Raw genomic sequence first — 23,250 nt, forward strand, 5'->3', positions numbered from 1 at the left:
GTGGAGGGCGTGCGCCCCGTGCAACGCCATGCGGCGAAACGTCCGTCAGCCCGCACCCCGTTCGTCCCGAGGGCAGACAGATGGGGGACGTCGAGGACGACGCGGGTAGCGGCTTTGGGTTAGGAGAAGACACCATGCGTCTCTTCGCCATCGGCGACACCCACCTGCCCTCCACCCGCAACAAGGACATGCACCGCTTCGGGTGGACGGATCACCCCCTGCCCCTGCAACGCGCCTGGGACGAGAAGGTCCGGCCCGAGGACGTGGTGCTCGTGGTGGGCGACATCTCGTGGGCCACGCGCGCCAACGAGGTGCTGGACGACTTGAAGTGGCTGGACGAGCGGCCGGGACGCAAGGTGCTGGTGCGCGGCAACCACGACTACTGGTGGGGCGACTCGGCGTCGAAGCTGCGCCGGCTGCTCGAGCCCTACAAGACGATGGAGGGCTTTCTCCACAACAGCTCGGTGGTCATCGGCCGGTGGGTGATCGCCGGCACGCGGCTGTGGACCGCGCCCGAGGCTCCGCCCATGCCCGGCGGGGAGATGGGTGATGAGTCCGGGGACGCGGGCTACGTGGAGCGCGAGACGCGCCGGCTGATGGCGTCCATCGCGGAGGCGGAGAAGAAGGAGAAGGAGAGCCCCACGCCCCTCACGCGCGTGGTGGCGGTGCACTTCCCGCCCATCTACGCCAATGAGAAGCCCACGGCGTTCCTCGGGCCCATCGAGGCGTACAAGCCCAAGGTGTGCGTCTACGGGCACCTGCACGCCGGGGGCATCCCCGCGGGCTTCACCGGGGAGAAGGCCGGCATCCGCTACGTGCTGGCCTCGTGCGACGCGGCGGGCTTCTCGCCCCTGCTGCTGGACGAGTAGCCCGCCCCTTTGGGGTCGGAGAGGGCCCGAGGCCGCCCTCCTCAGCGGGCCCGGGAGGCCAGGGGCTTCCACGAGGGCGCACCGCCCTCGCTCCGGCACGAGCGCCACTGCTCGCCGCTGTCCCGCACGGGCGCCCCACCGCGCTCCAGCGGCACGCCCACCGGGCACAGCCCCCGGGTGACATTGCCCGCCGCGTCCCGCACCTCGAAGTGCAGCGAGTACACGCGCCCATCTCCCTCGGCCTCGCGGTCCACGCGCACCTTCACCGTCGTGGCGTCCACGAAGACGACGTCCGGCTCGCTCCCCTTCGGCTCGTCCGAGGACACGCAGGTGATGCCGCCCGTGGCCCCCGTCTGCGTGAGCCCACCGCTGCACCGGTCGTACACCGTGAGGCAGTCCTCCAGGCGCAGCGTGCGGTACTGCTGATCCACCGGCCACAGGGGCTCGGGTGGCGTCACGTCCACCGTGGGCGGCGTCTGATCCACCACCTGGATGGTGGAGGTGCACGAGGCCTCGTTGCCCGAGCTGTCCCGCGCCGTGTAGCGCACGGTGCTCACGCCGAGCGGGTAGAAGTCCGCCTCGGGAGCGGACAGCGCGGCCTCGGTGCAGGAGTCCGTGGCGTGGGCCGCGCCGGGCGTCACGTAGGCGGAGTTGCGGCCGGTGCACTCGGCGGTGATGGGCGCGGGGCACGAGACCGAGGGCGGCCGCGAGTCCACCACCGTGACCTTGGGCGCGCACGTGGCGGTGTTGCCGGCCGAGTCCGTCGCCGTGTAGACGAGCTCATGCGTGCCCAGCGGCAGCTCGCCTCCCTGGGGACTCGTCACCTGGGCCACGGCGCAGTTGTCCGTGGCGCCCACCTCGGGCGGCGACACCGGCGCGCTCCCTTCGGCCGAGCACTCCACCGTGAAGTCCGCGGGGCAGGTGAACCGGGGCGCCTCGCAGTCGCGCACCGTCACGTTGGACCAGCACGAGTCGATCTTCCGCCCATCCGACGCGGTGACGCACAAGCCATGCGTGCCCGGCGCATAGGGGCCCAGCGGGTGCGTGTCCCAGGAGATCTCGTCCCCGTCCGCATCCGTGGCGGTGGCCAGCCCCGTGGGGCTCGTGGCGACACACAGCCCCGGGTCCGTGCACACCGTGGCATCGCGGCAGGTGACCTCGGGCGCGTGGTTCTCGTTCTGGCACGAGGCGCCGCACCCATCGCCGCCCACCGTGTTGCCGTCATCGCACGCCTCGCCGGGATCCACCCGGCCATTGCCGCACACCTGGCAGTCCGGGTCCGCGCCGTCCACCGCGCCATCCCCGTCGTTGTCGCGCCCATCCGCGCAGTCCTCGGCGGTGAGGACGATGGCCGAGCCCCCGAGCATCACCGGCTGGCCCTTGTCCGGGTGGTAGACCTCGTCGTTGACGGCGAGCACGCGCAGGCCCGAGTAGCCGCTCGGCCCGGTGAAGACGTTGTGGAAGGACTTGTGGCTGAGCTCCGCGCTCGTCAGCGAGGGCGCGAAGGCGGTCAGCTCCTGGGTCGGCTGGGCGACGTCGAACTCGGTGTCACGGGTGGTGAGCGGCAGCGGGAGGAAGCCCCAGCCCCCGGTGACACCCGCCTGGGTGAGCGCGATGAGCGAGCCGCCCCGCTCGTTGACGAAGCGCGCCAGGTCCGGCTGGCGCTCGTTGAGGGCGCCGATCTGCTTGGCGGTGAGTCCCCCGAGGGTGTGCTGCTGGGCCGACGGCAGGTAGACGAAGGCGTAGAGGGTGAAGTCCACGCGCGAGATGTCCTCGGTGGAGCGCACGTGGGTGACGGCGGCGCCCGGGCCGCCCTGGGCCGGAGCATTCCAGCTGTCGAAGGCCGTCAGGGCCTGCTCGCCGTTCACGCCGATGGCGAGGATGCCCTGGCCCCCCGTACGCGAGCGGGAGATCGCCTCGCGGAAGAGCGAGGGGAAGAGCCCACCACACAGCGCGCCCTCGCAGTGCCACAGGTCATCGGCGTCATCGCCGGTGACCACGACGAAGCCCCCCAGCGCGGGCGTCTCGCCGGGCGTCGTGGGAGCGGGCCGGGGCGTGGAGGGGTTGCCAGTGGACGGCAGACCGCCCGGCGGGGTGTGGCCACTCCGGGGCGGCACGAGCGGCTCGTCCTCCCAGCTGTAACTCACACACGCCGTCCCCAAGGACAGCCAGGACAGCAGGCACAACGACAGACCGAGACGGACACACGCACCGGACGAGCGGCGAGGAGAGAGCGGGGGGGGCATGGGGCACATCAGTAAGGCCACCCGGGCCCGACCGACGAGCACGAGGACGGCCAAACCCCTCCCGGGCTGTTCAGCCGTGGACGGAACGGCGGTACCGGCGTCCGCTGGTGGCTACAGCTCCACCTGCGCGCCCAGCTCCACCACGCGGTTGGGGGGAATGCGGAAGTAGGACGTCGCGCTGCGCGCGTTGCGGCTCATCCACGCGAACAGCGCCTCGCGCCACATGGCCATGCCGGGCTTCTTGCTCGGAATGAGCGTCTCGCGGCCGAGGAAGAAGGACGTGCCCATGAGGTTGAACTGCAACCCCTTCTCGCGCGCGCGCTTGAGGATCTCCGGGATGCTCGGGTTCTCCATGAAGCCGTGGCGCGAAATCACCCGCACGAACCCCGACTCCAGGCGGATGACCTCCACGCGATCCTCCCCGGGCACGTGCGGCACGTCCTCGGAGGCGATGGTCAAGAGCATCACCTGCTCGTGCAGCACCTTGTTGTGCTTGAGGTTGTGCAGGAGCGCGGGCGGCGTGCCCTCGGGGTTGCCCGTCATGAAGATGGCCGTGCCCGACACGCGCACGGGCGGGTGGTCGCCAAAGCTCTCCAGGAGCTGGGTGAGCGGGATGCTGCTCGAGCGCAGCCGCTGGGCCAGGATGTCGCGCCCCCGCTTCCACGTCGTCATCAGCGTGAACACCGCCAGGGCGAGCAGCAGCGGGAACCAGCCGCCCGCGGCGATCTTCACCGCGTTGGCGCTGAAGAAGGACAGGTCCACGATGGCGAAGATGCCCGTCACCGGCAGCGCCACCGCGCGCGACACGTTCCAGCGCTCGCGCGCCACCACGTAGGCGAGCACCGTGGTGATGCTCATGGCCGTCGACACCGCGATGCCGTAGGCCGCCGCCAGGTTCGTGGAGGACTTGAAGCCGAGCACCGTCAGGATGACGCCCACGAGCAGCGCCAGGTTGATGCCCGGCAGGTAGATCTGCCCCCGCTCCTCCGCCGACGTGTGCACCACCTCCAGGCGCGGGCTGTAACCGAGCTGGATGGCCTGCTGGGTGATGGAGAACGCCCCGGAGATGAGCGCCTGGGCGGCGATCACCGCCGCGCCCGTGGCCAGGGCCACCAGCGGGTAGAGCGCCCAGTCCGGCGCCAGGAGGAAGAAGGGATTGCGCGCGGCGCTGGGATCGCGCAGGAGCAGCGCGCCCTGCCCCATGTAGTTGAGCATCAGCGACGGGAGCACCAGCCCGAACCAGGCCAACTTGATGGGCTTCGCGCCAAAGTGGCCCATGTCCGCGTAGAGCGCCTCGCCACCCGTCACCACCAGGAACACCCCGCCGAGCGCCAGGAAGCCGTGCCCCTTGTTCGCCACGAAGAAGTGCACCCCATTCAGGGGCGACAGCGCCCCCAACACGGCCGGGTACGTCACCATCCCCTTCACGCCCAGCGCCGCCAACGAGAGGAACCACAGGAGCATGAAGGGCCCGAAGATGGCGCCGATGCCGGCCGTGCCATGCCGCTGGATGAGGAACAAACCCACCAGGACGAGGATCGTCAGGGGACGGATGTAGGCCTCGAACATGGGCGTGGCCACGCTCAGGCCCTCCACCGCGCTGAGCACGGAGATGGCCGGTGTGATGAGCCCATCTCCATAGAGGAGCGCGGCGCCGAACAGGCCGAAGGTGATGACCACCGGCCGCACCTTCACCTCCTCGCCCCGCTTGCGCTGCATCGCCAGCGCCATGAGCGCCAGGATGCCGCCCTCGCCCCGGTTGTCCGCCCTCATCACGAACACCAGGTACTTCACCGACACCACGATGATGAGCGCCCAGAAGATGAGCGACAGCACCCCGAGCACGTTGTCATGCGTCGGCGCCACGCCGTGCTCGCCCGTGAAGCACTCGCGCAGCGCGTAGAGCGGGCTCGTCCCGATGTCCCCGTAAACGATGCCCAACGCCCCCATCGCCAGGGCGGCGAGCCTTTTGTTGGAGTCCGGAGCACCCGGAACGGAGGGCACGGAGGGCAGGGAGGATGGTGAAGCACTCATGGGCGCTCCTCCTAGCCCAACCCCAGCCCGGGAACAGCAGATTGCCACCCTTCCGTCACCTATAATTCCAGGAAAACCGGAATAGAACTCCGATTTTGTCACCTGGAGTCCGTCCCCCTCTCACTGCACGTGGTGAGTCGGGCGGGGCGCGGCCTGGTCTCCCGCCCATCCCCGCGGGGCGGGAGCCCCGTCCCGACGCGCTCTCGGCCTCCCGACCCACGGAGCGGCCGGGGCCTGGCGGTGTCCCGGCCTCGGGTTGAGGGGTGGACGCCGTCCCACCCCTCCCGGCCAATAGCAGACGGCTCCGTGCACACCATCTTGTCCGCTGACGCACGCGGAGGCGGGGAATGGGGGGAAGAGTGAAAGCAAGACACGGGGTCTTCCTTCTGCTGGGCCTGTGCTGCGCGCTCACCACGGGCCCGGTCCAGGCGTTCGATGAAGCGGCGTCGTCGAGGATCTCGCAGGTCGCCCGGCGGAAGCTCGCGCGCACGGCGGAAGAGGTCCCCGTGGGTCAGTACCCCAAGAGCTCCCGGCCCGATGGCACCTGGCTGCTCGTTCCCGCCGACAACATGATTGGTTGGACCCAGGGCTTCTTCCCCGGTGAGCTCTGGCTCATGTACGACCAGTCGGGAGAGCCCGACTGGAGGACGCGGGCGGAGACCTGGACCCGGCCGCTCGAGGTCCAGCAGGACAACGTGCAGACGCACGACCTGGGCTTCAAGTTCCTGCCCAGCTACGGGCTCGCGTACCGGCTGACGGACGACGACTATTACAGACAGGTGCTGCTGCGGGCGGCCGGCTCGCTGGCCACCCGCTACAACCCCCAGGTGGGCATCATCAGTTGTTGCGACTGGAACCCGGACTGGCACCTGCCGCTGGTCATCGACACGATGATGAACCTGGAGCTGCTCCTGTGGGCCTCGCGCAACGGAGGACAGCCCGGCTGGCGGGACATGGCCATCACCCATGCCCTGCGGACCCAGGCGGACCTCGTGCGCCCGGATGGCAGCACCTACCATGTGGTGGATTACGACCCGGACACGGGGGCGAGGCGCTTCCGGGGCACCTACCAGGGGTACTCGGACACCTCCACCTGGGCGCGCGGGCACGCCTGGAGCCTGTATGGCTTCACCCTGCTCTACCGGTACACGAGGGATCCGCGCATGCTGGAGACCGCCCAGCGCGTCACCGACTACTACCTGGGCCGGCTGCCCGAGGACGCCGTGCCCAACTGGGACCTGGATGCGCCCACCCCCCAGAAGGACTCCTCCGCGGCCGCCATCATCGCCTCGGCGCTGCTGGAGCTGAGCAACTACGTCCCGGACGCGGACAAGAAGGTGGCGTATTGGAACGCGGCCCTGCGGATGCTCGACTCGCTCAGCTCCCCGGCCTACCTGGACACGGCCGACACCAGCCCCGGCCTCCTGCTGCATGGCGTGGGCAACTTCCCGGCCGGCCAGGAGGTGGACGTGAGCCTCGTCTACGGGGACTACTACTTCCTCGAGGCCGTGCGCCGGTTCCAGCGTCAGACCCGGCCTCCCCTCCCCTCCGACTGGTACTCGCGCCTCGACTTCGCCGCGGCCACGCACACGCTTGGCGGCGGCAACACCGGGGTCCTGGTGGCCGAGTTCGACGTGACGCCCCTGGACCAGCCGCTCGACGCGGTCATCGGCTACGCGGACAGCGCCACCTCCGTCACCGCCTTCTCCCAGCTCTCCATGCTCATCCGCATGAACACGAGCGGATTCTTCGACGTGCGCAACGGGGCCGCCTACGCCGCCACCCACCCCGTGCCCTACGAGTCCCTCTCCACCTACCACGTCCGCATGGTGACCGACCTCGGGGCCGGGCAGTACAGCGTCTGGGTGACGCCCCCGGGCGGCGCGGAGATCCTCCTGGCGGATCGCTTCGCCTTCCGCACGGGCGCGCCGCCCATCGATGACCTCGGCCAGGTGGTGCTCGAGAGCGGCGCCGTGGACGAGGAGTACCGGGTGTCCGGCCATACCGTGAGCGGCGTCTGGTCCTCCCAGCCGGGCTTCGCCGCGGGCACGCGCGCGCTCGGCGGCGGAAACACCGGGGTCCTGGTGGCCGAGTTCGACGTGACGCCGCGCACCCGGCCCCTGGACGGCGTCATCGGCTATGCCGACAGCTCCGCCCTCGTCACGTCGCGCGCCGCGCTCGCCCTGAGCCTGCGCCTGAGCCCGGCCGGCGTCTTCGACGCGTACGACGGCACCCGGTATGCCGCCACCAACGCCGTGCCCTACGAGGCCAACGCCACCTACCACGTGCGCATCGTGGCCGACCTGCCCGCCGGGAGGTACAGCATCTGGCTCGAGCCGCCCTCGGGCCCGGAGGTGCTGCTGGCGGACCGCTTCGCCTTCCGCGCTGGCGCCCCCCTGACCGATGACCTCGGACAGCTCACGCTCAAGAGCACCACCGCGGGCGAGTTCCAGATCTCGGGCCATACCCTGGGACCCGCCCCGGGGGCGCGCCCGGCGGAGTAGGGGGCGAGAAGTCCCTCGTCATCCCGGGAGTCCGGCGAAGGAAGGGACGGGAGCGGATTGCCCCAGGCCTCCGGCACCCTGAACTTCGTGGGAGAGGACAGCGGCTCACCGCTAAAGGAGGGCACCATGGCATCCCATCATCCGGAAACACCCGGCTCCGGCATGGCTCGACCGGAGTCCACCCAAGCCGGGGAGCATGCCAGCGTGCCCCTGACGTCGCGGCTGCGTGTGCGCGACGTGATGAGCCAGAAGGTGTCCACCCTCCACGCGAGCGAGGCCCTGCCCCTGGAGGGGCTGCTCAAGAAGTTCCGCCATGTCCGGCACCTTCCCGTCATCGGCGCGAACAGCCGCCTCGTCGGCATGGTGACGCGGATGGACGTCCTCGAGGAGGCACTCCTGCTCGGCAGGGAGCGCTGGGTGCGCGTGAGGGACCTGCTGTCCTGCCCCGTGGTGAGCATCTCCGAGAACGAGAGCCTTCCCGAGGCCGCGCGGGCGATGCGCAAGGCGCAGGTCCACTCGCTCCCGGTGGTCGATGCGAGCAAGCGCATGGTGGGCATCCTGACCGATGGAGATCTGCTCGCCGCCATGGCGGGCGAGCACCTGTCCGCGCCCGGCGACCCGTGGGAGCTGCCCGTCGACATGCTGATGACGCACGAGCCGTTCGCGCTCGGGCCGGATGCGACGCTGGAGGAGGCGGCCGGGGTGCTCATCGACGCGGACGTGCGGCACCTGCCGGTGGTGGATGATGACGAGCGGCTGGTGGGCATCCTCTCCGAGCGCGACCTGCGCGAGCGGCTGGGTGGGAGCGCTCGGGAGTGGCCCCGAGCCGCCCGCCAGGCGTTGGAGGTACGGCTGGGAGAGGCGATGACGCCGGATCCGCTCGCCCTGCGCTCCGGGGCGTCGGTCGCCCAGGCCCTGGAGATCTTCACCGACGAGCGGGTGGGAGCGATTCCGGTGGTGGACGAGGACGAACGGCTGCTGGGAATCCTCTCGTACATCGACCTGCTGCGCTGGCTGCGCGAGCGGCAAGGTGAGGCACGGGAGCGGGAGGGCGGCCCGCCCCCTCCATCCCAATAGACAGACGAGAAGGGGGGAACGACGTCTGGCATACGGCAAGCTAGGCACCCGCCCTGAAGCCGGGAGCGGAGGCCCGTCCGGCGCGTCCTCCGACGAACGCTCACCGCCTGGCTCATTCCTCACCAGACATCCGCCTCGGCCACCCGGGCGGGGCGGGCGTGGGAGGACTTCATTGCACGCCCGTCAGCCGGTAATACGCATGGGGACGGTGCCTGCGGATGAACGTCCGCGCGAGCGGGGCCATGTCCCACTTGATGGGGACGGGGTCCACGACGAATCCCATGTCATCCTTGAACTGGCTCAGTTGGGGGGCCTCGCGCGAATGAAGGCCGCCCATGAACGTATGCACGCACTGGAGCCTGCGGCAGAGCTGCGCGAACTCGAAGACCAGCCCGGTGGAGAGATTGGTCGGCAGCGCCCAGGTGGCGTAGTACGCGCTGAATCCATACGCGACGCCATCCACCACATAACCGTCCAGGTACCCGCCCAGCTTGCCATCGATGATGCCCGCGAGGACGCACCAATGGTTGCCCCGAAAGTATTTCTTCACCTGTTCGAGGTATCTCTCACGAGAGGGCGGCTTCTTGTGCTGGGTTCGCGAGAGCGCATCGATGACCAGCTCATGGCCCTGCTCCTCCAGGAGCGCGGGGCCGGTCAATTGGACGATCCTGACGAGTCGCTGGCATTTCCTGAGCTTGCTCCTCCGGTTCGAGGAGAGGCTGTTGAGGTCGTAATTCGCCAGGTCCGGGATGCGCACGATGGGGACGGTGCCATTCGCGGCGTCCGAGGCCTTCGGCGTCAAGGTCGCGCGGTAGCCCCAGCTCCAGGGCGTGGGCCTGGTTGCCTCCTCGGGTGTCAGACGTGCCAGCAGGTGCACGGGCTGGAAGAACCCGGGTGCTCCCGTCTGCTCCCAGTAATGACCGCCGTGCTGGATGACGCGTGCGCCTTCCTTGCACCGGATTTCGGCGAGCTCCCGCTCGGTGAGGACCGCGAACGTCGCCGCCGAAGCATCACGTACCTGCTGATTGGGGATGAGCATTCAGACCTTTCCGCCAGGGGTTGTCTGGTTGTTCGCGCGGAAAGGTATTCATGAACCCAGACATCACGAGCGCGGAGCACCAGGCGACGGTATGAAAGCATCGTAGCGAACGCGATCGCCACGACAGCCTGTGTACTTGCCGATTTCCTCCCGGGCTCCGAGGGTAGGAAACGGCGAGTCTCGAGGGCAGCGGAGCGAGCGGGCGGTGAGTTCCATCCTATTGCCTCCTCATGAGGTCATGTCTTGTCGATGATTCGACGCCCCCCGCGGGCCAGCTTGCTGGTCAGCGATTGCCAGCCATTCCCGAACCCGCCTCCTCTCTTGCCTCGGCCGCGGAAACGACGACACGCGAACAGGCGGAGCCCCGCGTTCCTTCTTCCTGGCCAGGAGGAACGGCGAGCCGCGCAGGTCATCGCGCCCTACCGTTCACGCGAGTGAGATGACTCGCTCACCGCGTATGGAGGCATCATCATGAAGGCTCGGTATGGAGCACTGCTCGCCACGACCCTCTTCCTGGGGTCATCCGCCCTTGCCCAGCAGGACACTCCTCCCCAGCCCCCCTCCGGGACTTGTCCCTGTCCCCCGGGTGGAGGTCAGGGGCCCGGTCAGGGTGGAGGTCAGGGGCCCGGTCAGGGTGGAGGTCAGTGGCCCGGCCAGGGTGGAGGTCAGTGGCCCGGCCAGGGTGGAGGTCAGTGGCCCGGCCAGGATGGAGGTCAGTGGCCCGGCCAGGGTGGAGGTCAGGGAGGAGCGGGGATGGAACGGGGACCCATGAACTGTGTGATGAGTGAAATCGCCAACGTCTCGGTCGAGCAGACGTCCGACGGTGCCGTCGTGCGGCTCACGGCGAAGGACCCCAACCAGGTGGAGCAGGTCCAGCAGATGGCGCGGAGGATGGAGAACTGCATGGCGGGGGAGCAGCAGTCACCCGACCAGCAGACCCCAGCACCCGAGCCGTGATGAGCGCACCTGGAAGCACTTCCCCGACTCTCCGTCGAGGAAGTGCCACGTCAGGGAGCGTGTGATGCCTCATGGAGCTCCGCGACCACCTGCCGCCGCGCCGCGCTCAGCTCGGCGCTCACGTCCACGGGATAGGGAGGCCGCGCGGGCTCCAACCGCCGCACCGCCGAGGGCAGGCGCCCCAACTCCGCCCGTGCGTGCGCCCGGATGGCCTCGAGCGGCGGCGAGGCCTCCGCCAGCCGTCGGCCCGCGTGCATCACCCGCCGCAGCAGCGGCCGGCCCGGCAACACCTCGCCATGGCGGGCGAGTACGTCCCGCCGGGCCACGCCGCCCTCCTCCTCGCGCAACACCTGCTTGCGCCCGGGCAGCAGCACCTTGCCCGTGGACAACTTGAGCCGCCCGCGGCCCGCGTACTCCACCAGCTTGTAGGCCATGTCCAGCGCGGGCGCGTCCGCGGAGACGCCCATCGCCGTGCCCACGCCGAAGGCGTCGATGGGCGCGTGGTGCGCGAGCAGCCGTGCCACCTCGTCCTCGTCCAGCCCGCCGCTCGCGAAGATTTGAACGTGCACCAGCCCCGCCGTGTCCAGCAGACGGCGCGCCTCGTGTGACAGCGCCACCAGGTCTCCCGAGTCCAGCCGCACCGCGCGCACCTGGAAGTCCGGGCCGAGCTCCCGCGCCAGCCGAACCACCTTCCGCACGCCCTCCAGCGTGTCGTACGTGTCCACCAGGAGCGTCGTCTCCGGGAAGCGGCGGACGTAGGCGCGGAAGGCGGCCAGCTCGTCGTCGTGCGCCTGGACGTAGCTGTGCGCCATGGTGCCCGCCACCGGAATGCCGTAGCGCTGGCCGGCCAGCAGGTTGGACGTGGCGCTCACCCCGGCGACATGGGCGGCACGCGCCACCTCGAGGCCCGCGTCCTCCCCGTGCATGCGCCGCACCCCGAAGTCCACCACCGGCCGCCCCCCCGCCGCCTCCACCACCCGCACCGCCTTGGACGCCGCCAGCGTCTGCAGGTGCACCTGGTTGATGAGGGCCGTCTCCACGAGCTGCGCCTCGGGCAGCGGGGCGATGACCTCCAGCAGCGGCTCCGCCGCGAACAGGGGTGTCCCCTCGGGCACCGCGTGCACGTCGCCGGAGAAGTGGAAGTGCTCCAGCCAGTCCAGCAGCCGCCGGGAGAAGCGCCCCAGTGACTCCAGCCAGGCGAGCTCCTCCGCAGAGAAGCGCAGGGTCTCCAGGTACGTGAGGGCCTGCTCCAGCCCGCAGGCGAGCAGGTAGTTGCGGCGCGCGGGCAGCCGGCGGACGAAGAGGCTGAAGGCCGCCTCGTCGTGGAGCCCCTCGGAGAGGTAGGCATCCACCATGGTCAGCTCATAGAGATCCATGAGGAGCGCCGACGCCATGATCTTCCTCCTGGCCCTCGCGACAGGGCCACGTCCGGGGCCTCGCCCCTGAAGGTAGCCATGCCGGAGCGCTCAGGAGACGGTCTGGAACAGCTCCTCCTCCTGGGCGAAGTGGAGCTGGAGGATGGCGCCCAGCCCATAGAGGAGCCGGCGCAACTCGCGCCGCTCGGCGGGATCCGGCCCCTCCTCGGACAGGTCCGACACCCGCCGTTGGTAGAGCCGTCCGAGGTGGGCGATCTCCCGGTGGGTGCGGCTCATGCTGCCCAGCGGATCCTCTCCCCCCAGCAGCGGGGCCAGGGCGGGATAGAGCTCGGTGTCATCCCGGTGCTCGTGGGGCAGCAACCGGCTGCACAGCAGCCCCTCGAGCGCCAGCAGCTCGGAGCGCTGCCGCCGCGGCTCGAGCGCATCCAGCCGATCCGCCAGGGCCTGGATGCGCTCGAGCACGGGGCGCAGCTCCTGGTGCTCGGCCCGCAGCTGGCGCACCGTCTCGGCCGGGAGCGCGTGGTGCACCGGGTGCGGACCGCCGCCCCCCAAGGCCCGCAGGGCGTTGAGGATGGACGCCACGTCGATGCCCTCCTGCAGGAGCGCCCCCGCCACCGGGCCCAGCATGCCGACGGCCGCGAAGCCCATGGCCACCAGCGACAGGCCCATGCCCAGCAGCATGCTCTGCAACGCGATGGCGCGGGTGCGCCGGGCCACGAGCAGTGCCTCCACGAGCCGATCCAACCGGTCCACCAGCACCACCACGTCCGCGGCCTCGGAGGAGGCTCCGGAGCCGCGCGCCCCCATGGCCACGCCCACGTCGGCGGCCGCCAGCGCGGGCGCGTCGTTGATGCCATCACCCACCATGAGGGTGACGCCCGAGGAGCGCTCGGTGAGCACGGCGCGCACCTTGTCCTGGGGACTGCGCTCGGAGAGCACCCCGTCCACGCCCAGTGCCGCGGCGATGCTCTCGGCCACGTCCGCCCGGTCCCCGCTCACCATGACGAACCGCTCCACCCCGGCCTTGCGCAACAGGCGCAGGGCCCGTGGGGCCTCGGGGCGGATCTCATCCGCGAGCAGCAGCGCTCCGGCCAGCCGTCCGTCGATGGAGACGAAGACGCCCGAGCACCCCTCGTACCCCATGCGCCGCAGCACCGTGCGGACCCAGGGGGAGGGAGGAGTCGAGCCCACCACCCAGTCATGCAGGCCGAGCTTCAGGCGGTGGCCCTCCACCACGCCGCTCATCCCGGCGCCCGGAGACTCCGAGGAGTCGGCGGGCAGCGACAGGGACAGGCCCCGCTCGCGCGCGGCGGAGACGATGGTGCTGGCCATGACGTGCTGAGACACCTGCTCGAGGGACGCGCTCAAGCGCAGCAGCTCCGCGGGATCCGTGTCGCCCGTGGTCTCGATGGCCGTGAGCCGGGCCTGTCCGGTGGTGAGGGTGCCGGTCTTGTCGAACAGCAGGACATGGGCACGGGCGAGCGTCTCCAGGGCGGTCCCGTCCTTGATGAGCACGCCGCGGCGGGCGGCCCGGGAGATGCCGGAGACGATGGCCACCGGCACGGCGAGCAGGAGGGGGCAGGGCGTGGCCACCACCAGCACGGCGAGCGCGCGCACCGGCTCGCCAGACAACACCCAGGCCAGGGCGGCCAGGGCGAGGGTGAAGGGGACGAAGAGCAGCGCGTAGCGGTCCGCCATGCGCACGAAGGGGGCCTTGGACGCCTGGGCGGATTGCACCAGCCGCACCACCCCCGCGTAGGTGCTCTCGGCCGCGGTGGTGAGCGCGCGCAGCTCGAAGGGCGGGCCGGCGTTGACGGGGCCGCTGCGCACGCGCTCGCCCGTCTTGTGGGACACGGGAAGCGACTCACCCGTGAGGGCCGACTCGTCCAGCACCGACTCGGCGGACACCACGAGCCCATCCACTGGAACCACCTCGCCCCCCTTGATGAGCAGGCGATCCCCGGGCCGCAGTGACGCCACCGGCACCTGCGCGAGCCCACCGTCCTCGTAGCGGGTGGCCACCTTGGGGGCCCGGCCGAGCAGCGCCGACAGCTCGCGCCGCGCACGGGCCCGGGCATGGTCCTCCAGGGCCCGGCCCGTGGAGAACATGAGGGCGATGATGATGCCCGCGAGGAACTGGCCGAGCACCAGGGAGCCCACCATGGACAGCAGGGCGATGATGTCCACGCCCGTATGTCCCTGGCGCAGGGCGGTGACGATGGAGCCCGCCACGACGAGCAGCACGGGCGCGGTGCCCACCGCCCAGGCGATCTCCGCCACCCGGGAGTCTCCGAGCAGCCAGGCGATACCGCCCACGAGCAGCCCGCCCGCCGACACGGCCAGGGGGCCCGCGCTCATGTTCCAGGAGATCTTCATGTCACGGACGTCATGCCTCGCGGTTGGATGCCAGCCCGCGGGGGCTCAGGGAATCAGGGGACGGGGCGGCCGAGGAGGACCGCGCAGGCGCTCCCTGTCCCTCTCCATGAACTGGCGGATCTTGCGCTCCTCCCACCGCTCATCGAACAAGGACCCGTTCATGAGGACCGTGGCGCCGTGTAGCAACACGAGGATTCCCCAGCCGACGAGCGGCCAGAAGAACCAGGGTCCACCGGGGGTCATCATGTCGAGGATGAACAGGCCGAGGTTCACCGAGAGGTATGACAGGACGTGCATGTAGAAGCCGCGGAGATCCTCGACACGCTTGCGCGCGCGATCGTAGGCCTGGTTGTCATTGCTGATGTCTGGCATGGGAGACGCCTCCTCCTTCGATGAAATCCCGCGTCCGGGCGGTCTCCAACAGCAGCCGGCGCTCGGCGGCGGCCACCACCCGCCGCGCCGCCCCCACCGCACCGGGGTCCACCGAGATGGAGGTGATTCCCGCCCGCACCAGGTGCTCGGCGAACTCGGGCCGGTTCGAGGGGGCCTGGCCGCACAGCGAGCACGTCACCCCCGCTTCCCGGCTGGCGTGGATGATGCGGACAATGGCATCCAACACCGCCGCGTCCGACTCGTCGAACAGCTCCGCGCACATCTCCGAGTCCCGGTCCACCCCGAGCATGAGCTGGGTCAGATCATTGGAGCCAATCGAGACGCCCGTCACTCCCAGCCGCGCGTACTCGGGGATGCGGTACACCACCGAGGGCACCTCCGCCATCACCCAGCGCTCCAGCCCGCGCTGCCGCCCCAGGGGACTGGTGTCCATCAACTCCAGACAGGCCTCCAGCTCCCAGAGCGTGCGCACGAAGGGAATCATCACGTGCAGGTTGGGGGACTCCTCCCTCACCCGCGCGAGCGCCTCCAATTCCAGCCGGAACACCTCCGGCTCGCGCAGGTAGCGGTAGCAGCCGCGGAAGCCAATCATCGGGTTGGCCTCGCCGGGCTCGAACTCCGCGCCGCCCTCCAGTCCCCGGAACTCGTTGGTGCGGAAGTCCGTCGTCCGGTACACCACGGGCCGCGGATGGAACGCCCGGGCGATCTCCCGGAGCGGGCCCACCATGCGCTCCACGAACTCGCGCTGGCGCCCCTCGGCGATCAGCTTGCGCGGGTGGACTCCGCCCAACGCATCGGTGAGGAGGAACTCCGCGCGCAAGAGCCCCACGCCGTCCACGGGCAGCGCGGCCGCCTCGCGCGCCTGTCCCGGCAGGGCCAGGTTCACGTACAGCTTCGTCGCCAGGGGCTCGGGCTCACCCGCGGCGACGACACGGGGCGCCTCGACGGGCCGCGCCGAGTCCACCTGGGGCGGGGCCACCTCCTCCACCCGGCCCTCGAGCACCTCGCCCGAGCGCCCATCCACCGTCACCTCCTCGCCGTCGCGCAGCACGCGCGTGGCGGTGCGCGTGCCCACCACGCAGGGCAGGCGCAGCTCGCGGCTGACGATGGCCGCGTGGCTCGTCATGCCGCCGCTGTCGGTGATGATGGCCACGGCGCGGCGCATGGTGGCCACCCAGTCGGGTGACGTCATGGGGGCGACGAGCACCTCGCCCTTGAGCAACCTCGCTCCTTCCGCGGGGCCGCGCAGCACCCTCACCTTCCCGGTGACACGCCCCGGCGAGGCGCCCAACCCCGTCACGAGCGCGGGCTTCCGGGCTTCCCGCGCCGTCTCGGGCGTCCCCTGACCCAGGGTGGTGATGGGCCGCGACTGCACCAGGTACAGCCGCCCGCCCTGCTCGGCCCACTCGATGTCCTGGGGCGAGCCGTAGTGAGACTCCACGCGCGCGCCCAGGCGAGCCAGCGTCAGCACCTCCTCGTCCGTCAGCACGCGCCCGCGGGCCCGCTCCTCGCTCAGCTCCACGCGCCGGTCGCCCCCCTCGGGCGCGCGCTCCAGCAGGAAGTCCTTGTGCCCCACGCGCACCTCGCGCAGCCGCGGACCCTGCTTGTCCACCGTGTACGTGTCCGGCTCCACCTGCCCGCCCACCACCACCTCGCCCAGGCCCCAGGCGGCCTCGATGATGAGCCGCTGGGTATCCCCCGTGGACGGGTCCGCGGTGAACATCACCCCCGAGCGCGCCGAGTCCACCATCTCCTGCACCACCACCGCGAGGGCGGGCAGCGCGGTGAGGCCCTGGCTCTTGCGGTAGGCCACCACCCGCTGTCCGAACGCCGAGGCCCAGCAGTCGCGCACGCGCGCCAGCACGGCCTCGTCCCCCACCACGTGGGTATAGGACTCGTGCATGCCGGCGAAGGAGGTGGCGGCCGTGTCCTCGTCCGTCGCCGAGGAGCGCACCGCCACCGCTTGCTTCTGGTCCAACTGGTGGTAGGCGGCGAGCAGGGTGTCGCGCAGCGCGGCGGGCAGCTCCACGTGGAGCACCACCTCTCGCAGCTCGGCCGAGCGCTCCGCCAGTGCTTCCGGATCGTCCACGTCGATGTCCCGCCACAGCTCGTCCAGCCGAGGGCGCACCGGCCGGAGGGCTTCCCGGAAGGACTCGGACGTCACCACGAAGCCCCGGGGGACGGGCAGCCCCGCCTGGGTCATCTCCCCCAGGTTGGCGCCCTTGCCTCCCGCGAGCGGCACGTCGTCGCGCGAGAGTGAATCGAACCACACCACCCAGGAATGCCGCTGCTCGTCCGGGTGCTCCCCTCGCATGTCCCGGAGAGACTCCTGCCCCAGCTCCGTCGTCGGTTCCATGCAGCACAGGGTGGGGATGGGCGCGGCGCGGAGCGACCTGTCCGAGGGCAGGCACCGGACGAACGGCTTGCCCTCGAATGGACGGCCTCCCACGCCGAGCGCGGACCCCGAGGAGTGGCACGGCCGCAGGGGCCCAAGCCGCTCACGGACGATCGGGCCTCGGCTTGAAGCAGTTGCCGAGCGACTCCAGGGGGAGGGCCCACAACTCCCGGCCGTGCACGCCATCATCGGCGACGAAGAAGGCCCGGTCGCCGGACTCGGTGAACCAGGAGGGGGAGGACGCACTGGGACCGGGCGCGATGTCCTGGAAGAAGAACGTCCCCCGCGGTGTCCCATCGCTCCTCCACAGTTCCTGGCCGTAGGTGGCGTTGGGAATGGAGAACAGAACTCCCTTGCCCACGCCGACCAGAGCCGTGGGGTAGCCGGGGAACGAGCTGGCGGTCCCGGGGGTGAGGTCCTCGACGAGCCGCGTGTTCCTGCTCCGACCCTGGCTCACCCACACCTCCCGTCCATGGCGCCCATCGTCGGCGACGAAGAACACCTTGCCGTTCGCGGTGGCCAGCACCTGGGTGTAGTCGGAGAAGAACGCGTTGGCTGGGCCGGGATGGATGTCCTCGACCAGGCGCGTGCTCCCGCTCGAACCGGAGGTCTTCCACAGCTCCTGTCCGTGGACGCCGTCATCGGCGGTGAAGAAGACCTCGCGGCCCACCGAGACGAACGACAAGGGCGAGGAGCCCTCCGGACCGGGACGGATGTCCTCGACGAGGCGCGTGCCCCCGGACGTGCCATCGCTCACCCATGGCTCGGCACCGTGGAGGCCATCGTCGGCGACGAAGAAGAACTTCCCGTCCGCGACGGCGGTCACGTACAGGTCCGGGACGATGTCCGCCAGGGGAACCGTGCCCTGGGGAGTGCCGTCGCTCCTCCAGAGCCGGGTCCCGGTGTCATCGGAGGCGGAGAGCAAGAGCATTCCTCCCAGGGCGCCCAGGATGCTGACACCGCCGAAGCCGCCGGGATTGATGTCCTTGACGAGCACCGTGCCCTCGGGCGTGCCGTCGCTCTTCCACAGGTCCGGGCCCCCCTCCCCACTGCTGGCGACGAAGAAGAGTGTTCCGTCCGCGTTGGTGAGCCACTCGGGATAGGACGGGCCCATGGGGTTGATCTCCTTCAGTTGGAAGGTGCCCTCGGGCGTGCCATCGCTCCGCCACAGCTCGATGTCGTGCTCCCCGCTCTCGGCGGCCACGAAGAAGAACAGCCCGTTCACGGCGGTGGGATACTGGGACTCCCCGAGGTAGCTCCCGAGGAAGAGGGTTTCGATGAAGACCGTGCCCTCGGGCGTGCCGTCGCTCTTCCACAACTCGACGACCCCTCCGGGATTCGGGAAGGGCAGCGTGGTGAGGTAGAGCGTCCCATCCACGTCCGTCAGGTCCACCGGGTCCGAGGTCTCCAGCCCGGGGACGATGTCCTTCACCAGGTAGGCGGGACGGCACTCCGGCTTGCAGTCGTACTCCCTGCGCTCCAGTTCCTGGGGTGTGGCCTCGATGGTCTCCTCATCGACGGAGGGCGCACAGGCCCCCACGAGGCAACAGAAGAAGATGAGCGGCAATCGCCAAGCAGTCATATGACCCCCCCTCATCGCGCGAGGCCGCGCGACACGCCCCAAGGTGGAGACGGGCGCAACGTCCATCCAGGCATCTGGGGGTGGGACGAGCGGACAGGCGGAAGCCCCTCATGATTGCCCGCTCACCTCCGTCTTCCGCATGGCAGACGGGTGGACCATCAACCGGAACAGCCCCCGCTCCTCCAGCCGTTTCTGTATGCGCCAGGCGAGCGCGACGTGCTCGGGATTGCTCGGGGTGAGCCGATCGGAAGTCAGGGCTTGTGGCGGAACTCCTCCCACGGTCGCGGCGAGTTCTCGTAGAGCTGCCGCACCGCGCCCGGCAGCTGCGCGAGCCCCTCGAGCGTCTCACCCGTGTAGAAGACCAGCCTATAGGGGGCTCAGCTCGCGCCCCGTGACACGCCCTCCACTAGACAGACAGCTCGTCGAAGCTGTGCGCCACCGGGTGAGGCCCCGGGTCCACGGTGGGGCCCTCGCCGCGCAGGAGGCAGGCGGTGCGCAGGCCCGAGGCGGCCGCCGCGTCCAGTTCCGCCCGCACGTCCGACAGGAAGAGGATGTCCTCGGCGGGCAATCCCAGCTCCCGGACGATCTCCGCGTAGGAGGCCGCCTCCTTCTTGCCGCCGATGCCGGTGTCGAAGTACCCGCGGAACAGCGGCGTCAGGTCCCCGAAGCGGGTGTGGCGGAAGAGCAGCATCTGCGCGTGCACCGAGCCCGAGGAATAGACATACAGACGCAATCCCCGGGCGTGCCACTCGCGCAGCCGCCGGGCGGCGTCCTCATAGACGTGGCCCTGGAAGTCTCCCCGGCGGTAGCCCTCCTCCCACATGAGGCCCTGGAGCCCCTTGAGCGGCCCCACCTTCCGGTCCTCCTCCATCCACCGCCGCAGCACGGCCACGAGCCGTGCATCGTCCAGGTCGCCCCCGGCCAGCTCCCGGGCCCCGTCCAACAACCGGCGCACCTGGGGCTCGTGGCCACGGGCGCGCACGAAGTCCTCCAGGTGGCGCGCCGCGTACGGGAAGAGCACCTCGTGGACGAAGGACAGGCTCGAGGTGGTGCCCTCGATGTCGGTGACGATGGCCCGGAGCATGCGGCTCATTCCAGACGGGGAAAGCGCGAGGCGATGTCATTGCCCGTCATCCGCGCCACCCATCCTTCCTTGCTGGTGAAGAGGCGGATGGCGGTGAAGCGCGGCCGGGGGCCCATGTCGAACCAGTGCGGCGTCCCGTCCGGCACGCTGATGAGGTCGTCCTTCTCGCACAGCACGAAGAAGACGCGGCCCGCCTTGTGGATGCAGAACAGGCCCTGTCCCTCGACGAAGAAGCGCACCTCGTCCTCGCTGTGCGTGTGCTCCTCGAGGAACCTGGCGCGCATCGCCTCGCGCTGCGGGTGGTCCGGCACCATGCCCAGCACGTCCACCGATTGCAGGCCACGCTCCTCCATCAGCCGCCGCACCGGCCCCTCGTAGGCCGCGAGGATCTCCTCCTGGCCCGCTCCGGGCGTCAGCGGCCGGTTCGCCTCCCAGCGCTCGAAGCGGATGCCCACTTCGCCCAGCTCGCGCCGGATGGTGTCGAAGTCGCGCGTGTGCACCCGCGCCCGCGCACTGTCCGCCTCGTCGAAAACCCTCAGCTCGCTCATCGGCTCAACCTCCTGACTTCCAGCTCGCACGCCAGCAGGAACTCGAACGCTTCCACATGCCGCCGGGCTTCCGCCACCGAGCGGCCCCACGTGTACAGGCCATGGCCCTCGATGAGGTAGCCCGGCAGGCCAGGGTGCGCGCTCAAGTGGGCCTCCACGCGGGCGGCCAGCCGGGGAATGTCCTGATCATTGCCGAACACGGGCACCTCCAGGCGCGCCGTGTGCGAGTCCACCCCGGGCAGGGCCTTGAGCACCTCGTAGCCCTCGAGCACCACGCCGCCGGGGTTCAGGCGCGAGAGCACCGTGGCCGCCAGCGAGTGCGTGTGCAGCACCGCCCCCACGTCCGGCCCGCTCCGGTAGCGCCGCAGGTGCAGCGCCGTCTCCGCCGAGGGCTTGCCGCCCGGGGGACGCACGTCCTTCAGGGTCTCGTCCTCCAGGCCCACCACCAGGAAGTCCCCGGCGCCGAGCTCGCCCTTGTGACGGCCCGAGGCGGTGATGACCATGTGGCGCGCATCCAGCCGCGCCGAGAAGTTGCCGGCGGTGGCCGGCACCCAACCCCGATCGAAGAAGAGCCGGCCCGCGCGGCTCAACTCCTCGCCTCGAGCACCCATCTGCTCCATGCCGTCCATGGGCGCGAACTCTACACCGGCGCCGGGGGCTGGGCAGCCGGAGCGCTCGCGGCGAGTGCGTCGCGCACCTGCGCGGCGAGCTCGAAGGAGTGCAGCCGGGCGGCGTGGTCGTGGATCTGCGCCGTCACCATCAACTCGTCCGCGCGCGTGCGCTGGAGGAAGCGCTCCAGTCCCTGGCGCACGGTGGCGGGCGAGCCGACGAACGAACAGGCCAGCGAGTGCTCCACCCGGGCGCGCTCCAGCTCCGTCCAGCGCGCGTCCATGTCGTCCACGGGCGGCTGCATGATTCCAGGCGTGCCGCGCTGCAGGTTGAGGAAGTGCTGCTGGAGCGTGGTGAACAGGCGCGTGGCCTCGGCGTCCGTGTCGGCGGCGAAGACGTTGGCGCAGAGCATGACGTAGGGCCGTGCCAGGGCCTCGGAGGGCTTGAACTGCTCGCGGTACATCTCGATGGCCGACCACATCAGCTCGGGGGCGAAGTGCGAGGCGAAGGCGAACGGCAGGCCGAGCGCGGCGGCGAGCTGGGCGCTGAAGAGGCTGGAGCCCAACAGCCACAGGGGCACATTGAGCCCCTCGCCCGGCACGGCCCGCGTCCGCTGGCCGGGCGTGGCCGGACGGAAGTAGGACTGCAGCTCGAGCACGTCCTGGGGGAAGGAATCGGAGCTGGCCACGAGGTTGCGGCGCAAGGCCTGGGCCGTGCGCTGGTCCGTCCCCGGCGCCCGCCCGAGCCCCAGGTCGATGCGGCCCGGGTAGAGCGACTCCAGCGTGCCGAACTGCTCGGCGATCACCAACGGCGAGTGGTTGGGCAGCATGATGCCTCCCGACCCGACGCGGATGGTGGAGGTGCCTCCGGCCACGTGGCCGATGACCACCGAGGTCGCCGCGCTGGCGATGCCCGGCATGCCGTGGTGCTCGGCCAGCCAGTAGCGCCGGAAGCCCCAGCGCTCGGCGTGGCGGGCCAGGTCCAGGGAGTTGCGGAAGGACTGCGCGGCGTCGAAGCCCTTGAGGATGGGCGACAAATCGAGGACGGAGAAGGGAACCATGGGCCCTGTCATACAACCGGACCCGCTCCATGGCATCCCCAACAGCCCTCAGTCCCGTCGCTTGAGCTCCCGGGCCACCACCTCGCAGCCAGGCGTGTAGGTGCCACGCACCGCGGCCAGGGCGCGCGCCAGGGTCACCTCGGCGATGCGCTCGTGCCGCTGCGGCAGCGAGTTGATGCGCAACGGCAGGAAGTCCAGCAGGCGGTCATCCCCGAACGTCGCCATCCGCAGCGACCGGGGCAGGCCGTCGGGGAACTGGAGCAGCACGTCGAGCACGCCCTGCATCAGCGTATACGAGCACGTGACGAGCGCGTCGGGCAGACCATGCTTCTCGATCAGCTCGCGCATCATCTGGGCACCGCTCTCCCGGTCGTAGCGCGCCCCGGACATCTCGTGCACGTGCTCGACCTGGCCCTGCACCGCGCGCCGGAAGCCCTCGCGCCGCTCGACGGTGACCGCCAGCGAGGGCACCGCGTCCAGCCAGGCCACGCGCCGCGAGCCCTCGTGGAGCACCGAGCGCGTCAGCGTCTCGGCCGCCAGGGTGTTCTCGCTGACGACGCACACGAAGCGCTCCGGGTTGAGCGCCCGGTCCACGGCGATGACCGGCGTGCCCGACTCCATCAGCCCCGCGTAGAACGTGTCCTCGGGCGGCAGCGCGCTCGCGACGATCAGCGCATCACAGCGCCGCGCGCGCAGCATCAGCGCCAGCTCCCGCTCGGTGTGCGGCTCGTCATCCGAGCCGACGATCAACAACTGGTAGCCCTCGCGCCGCGCGCCGTGCTCGAACAGCTTGGCCAGCCGCGCATAGCTCACGTTCTCCAGATCCGGAACGATGAGGCCCAGGGTGCGGCTGGCGCCACGCCGCAGCGCCGCCGCCTGGGCGTCGATGCGAAAGTTGTGGTGCTCGACCACCGCCATCACCCGAGCCGCCGTCTTGGCGCTGATGCGTCGGGCCTCCGCCTGCCCGTTGAGCACGTAGCTGGCCGTGGTCCGCGAGACCCCCGCCAGGCGAGCGATGTCCGTCAATGTCATCATGACTTCCCGCGCAATGAACGCCCCGACTCGACACATGCCACCCCGAAATTTTCGGGCGGCATAGAC

Annotated in this window: 18 protein-coding genes; 4 read left to right on the forward strand and 14 right to left on the reverse strand. The window is 70.5% G+C overall.

What is annotated here, in order from left to right; genetic code table 11:
- Positions 1-134 precede the first annotated feature (134 nt).
- On the forward strand, positions 135-869 hold the full coding sequence (locus tag D187_RS25545) for a metallophosphoesterase (protein WP_002625661.1): 735 nt from the start codon (positions 135-137) through the stop codon (positions 867-869).
- Between the two features lie 41 nt (positions 870-910).
- Here the strand turns inward: D187_RS25545 and D187_RS25550 are convergent, their stop codons facing one another.
- Positions 911-3,016: an HYR domain-containing protein gene (locus D187_RS25550; RefSeq protein ID WP_043431538.1), complete on the reverse strand. Its 2,106-nt coding sequence runs from the start codon at positions 3,014-3,016 to the stop codon at positions 911-913.
- Positions 3,017-3,226: 210 nt separating this feature from the next.
- Entirely contained in the window at positions 3,227-5,149 is a 1,923-nt protein-coding gene (locus tag D187_RS25555) for a potassium transporter Kup (protein ID WP_002625658.1), read from the reverse strand.
- 359 nt (positions 5,150-5,508) lie between these two features.
- Between D187_RS25555 and D187_RS50330 the strand changes: the two genes are divergently transcribed.
- Positions 5,509-7,653 (forward strand): glycoside hydrolase family 88 protein, encoded by a 2,145-nt coding sequence (locus D187_RS50330; RefSeq protein ID WP_245591821.1) that lies wholly within the window; start codon positions 5,509-5,511, stop codon positions 7,651-7,653.
- Positions 7,654-7,779: 126 nt separating this feature from the next.
- Positions 7,780-8,730, forward strand: a complete 951-nt coding sequence (locus D187_RS25565) for a CBS domain-containing protein (protein ID WP_155893575.1) — start codon at positions 7,780-7,782, stop codon at positions 8,728-8,730.
- A gap of 169 nt (positions 8,731-8,899) precedes the next feature.
- Here D187_RS25565 and D187_RS25570 read toward each other — a convergent pair whose 3' ends face one another.
- A complete protein-coding gene (locus tag D187_RS25570) occupies positions 8,900-9,769 on the reverse strand; it encodes a hypothetical protein (RefSeq protein WP_002625654.1) in 870 nt (289 codons plus the stop codon).
- Between the two features lie 768 nt (positions 9,770-10,537).
- Between D187_RS25570 and D187_RS52650 the strand changes: the two genes are divergently transcribed.
- On the forward strand, positions 10,538-10,726 hold the full coding sequence (locus D187_RS52650) for a hypothetical protein (RefSeq protein ID WP_002625653.1): 189 nt from the start codon (positions 10,538-10,540) through the stop codon (positions 10,724-10,726).
- Between the two features lie 50 nt (positions 10,727-10,776).
- Here D187_RS52650 and D187_RS25575 read toward each other — a convergent pair whose 3' ends face one another.
- The 11 genes from D187_RS25575 to cra form a co-directional block, all read right to left on the reverse strand.
- The gene (locus D187_RS25575) at positions 10,777-12,120 is read right to left on the reverse strand and encodes a nicotinate phosphoribosyltransferase (protein WP_002625652.1); all 1,344 of its coding nucleotides are present in this window, start codon (positions 12,118-12,120) and stop codon (positions 10,777-10,779) included.
- Between the two features lie 72 nt (positions 12,121-12,192).
- On the reverse strand, positions 12,193-14,478 hold the full coding sequence (locus tag D187_RS25580; protein WP_002625651.1) for a heavy metal translocating P-type ATPase: 2,286 nt from the start codon (positions 14,476-14,478) through the stop codon (positions 12,193-12,195).
- A 45-nt stretch (positions 14,479-14,523) separates the two neighbouring features.
- Positions 14,524-14,850, reverse strand: a complete 327-nt coding sequence (locus D187_RS25585) for a 2TM domain-containing protein (RefSeq protein ID WP_002625650.1) — start codon at positions 14,848-14,850, stop codon at positions 14,524-14,526.
- Positions 14,831-17,185, reverse strand: coding sequence for a phosphoenolpyruvate synthase (gene ppsA / locus D187_RS25590; protein ID WP_002625649.1), 2,355 nt, complete (start codon positions 17,183-17,185; stop codon positions 14,831-14,833). Before ppsA ends, D187_RS25585 begins: the two co-directional genes overlap by 20 nt.
- A gap of 184 nt (positions 17,186-17,369) precedes the next feature.
- The gene (locus tag D187_RS25595; RefSeq protein ID WP_002625648.1) at positions 17,370-18,848 is read right to left on the reverse strand and encodes an ELWxxDGT repeat protein; all 1,479 of its coding nucleotides are present in this window, start codon (positions 18,846-18,848) and stop codon (positions 17,370-17,372) included.
- Positions 18,849-18,956: 108 nt separating this feature from the next.
- Positions 18,957-19,127, reverse strand: coding sequence for an Imm52 family immunity protein (locus tag D187_RS59290; protein WP_002625644.1), 171 nt, complete (start codon positions 19,125-19,127; stop codon positions 18,957-18,959).
- 127 nt (positions 19,128-19,254) lie between these two features.
- Positions 19,255-19,932, reverse strand: a complete 678-nt coding sequence (gene mtnC / locus D187_RS25600) for an acireductone synthase (protein ID WP_002625641.1) — start codon at positions 19,930-19,932, stop codon at positions 19,255-19,257.
- Between the two features lie 5 nt (positions 19,933-19,937).
- Positions 19,938-20,480 (reverse strand): 1,2-dihydroxy-3-keto-5-methylthiopentene dioxygenase, encoded by a 543-nt coding sequence (locus D187_RS25605; protein WP_002625639.1) that lies wholly within the window; start codon positions 20,478-20,480, stop codon positions 19,938-19,940.
- Positions 20,477-21,109, reverse strand: coding sequence for a methylthioribulose 1-phosphate dehydratase (locus D187_RS25610; protein WP_002625637.1), 633 nt, complete (start codon positions 21,107-21,109; stop codon positions 20,477-20,479). The genes D187_RS25605 and D187_RS25610 overlap by 4 nt, the downstream gene beginning before the upstream one ends.
- Positions 21,110-21,120: 11 nt before the next feature.
- Entirely contained in the window at positions 21,121-22,149 is a 1,029-nt protein-coding gene (locus D187_RS25615; RefSeq protein WP_002625636.1) for an LLM class flavin-dependent oxidoreductase, read from the reverse strand.
- Positions 22,150-22,197: 48 nt separating this feature from the next.
- A complete protein-coding gene (gene cra, locus D187_RS25620; protein ID WP_211241569.1) occupies positions 22,198-23,184 on the reverse strand; it encodes a catabolite repressor/activator in 987 nt (328 codons plus the stop codon).
- Positions 23,185-23,250 lie beyond the last annotated feature (66 nt).

Source organism: Cystobacter fuscus DSM 2262 (assembly GCF_000335475.2).
Classification (GTDB): domain Bacteria; phylum Myxococcota; class Myxococcia; order Myxococcales; family Myxococcaceae; genus Cystobacter; species Cystobacter fuscus.

Bases quoted from the DNA above. Each gene is read 5' to 3' on its own strand.
- D187_RS25545 (WP_002625661.1), top strand. From the start codon at position 135: ATGCGTCTCTTCGCCATCGGCGACACCCACCTGCCCTCCACCCGCAAC.
- D187_RS25555 (WP_002625658.1), bottom strand. From the start codon at position 5,149: ATGAGTGCTTCACCATCCTCCCTGCCCTCCGTGCCCTCCGTTCCGGGT.
- D187_RS25565 (WP_155893575.1), top strand. From the start codon at position 7,780: ATGGCATCCCATCATCCGGAAACACCCGGCTCCGGCATGGCTCGACCG.
- D187_RS25570 (WP_002625654.1), bottom strand. From the start codon at position 9,769: ATGCTCATCCCCAATCAGCAGGTACGTGATGCTTCGGCGGCGACGTTC.
- D187_RS52650 (WP_002625653.1), top strand. From the start codon at position 10,538: ATGAACTGTGTGATGAGTGAAATCGCCAACGTCTCGGTCGAGCAGACG.
- D187_RS25575 (WP_002625652.1), bottom strand. From the start codon at position 12,120: ATGGCGTCGGCGCTCCTCATGGATCTCTATGAGCTGACCATGGTGGAT.
- D187_RS25580 (WP_002625651.1), bottom strand. From the start codon at position 14,478: ATGAAGATCTCCTGGAACATGAGCGCGGGCCCCCTGGCCGTGTCGGCG.
- D187_RS25585 (WP_002625650.1), bottom strand. From the start codon at position 14,850: ATGCCAGACATCAGCAATGACAACCAGGCCTACGATCGCGCGCGCAAG.
- ppsA (WP_002625649.1), bottom strand. From the start codon at position 17,185: ATGCGAGGGGAGCACCCGGACGAGCAGCGGCATTCCTGGGTGGTGTGG.
- D187_RS25595 (WP_002625648.1), bottom strand. From the start codon at position 18,848: ATGACTGCTTGGCGATTGCCGCTCATCTTCTTCTGTTGCCTCGTGGGG.
- mtnC (WP_002625641.1), bottom strand. From the start codon at position 19,932: ATGCTCCGGGCCATCGTCACCGACATCGAGGGCACCACCTCGAGCCTG.
- D187_RS25605 (WP_002625639.1), bottom strand. From the start codon at position 20,480: ATGAGCGAGCTGAGGGTTTTCGACGAGGCGGACAGTGCGCGGGCGCGG.
- D187_RS25610 (WP_002625637.1), bottom strand. From the start codon at position 21,109: ATGGACGGCATGGAGCAGATGGGTGCTCGAGGCGAGGAGTTGAGCCGC.
- D187_RS25615 (WP_002625636.1), bottom strand. From the start codon at position 22,149: ATGGTTCCCTTCTCCGTCCTCGATTTGTCGCCCATCCTCAAGGGCTTC.
- cra (WP_211241569.1), bottom strand. From the start codon at position 23,184: ATGATGACATTGACGGACATCGCTCGCCTGGCGGGGGTCTCGCGGACC.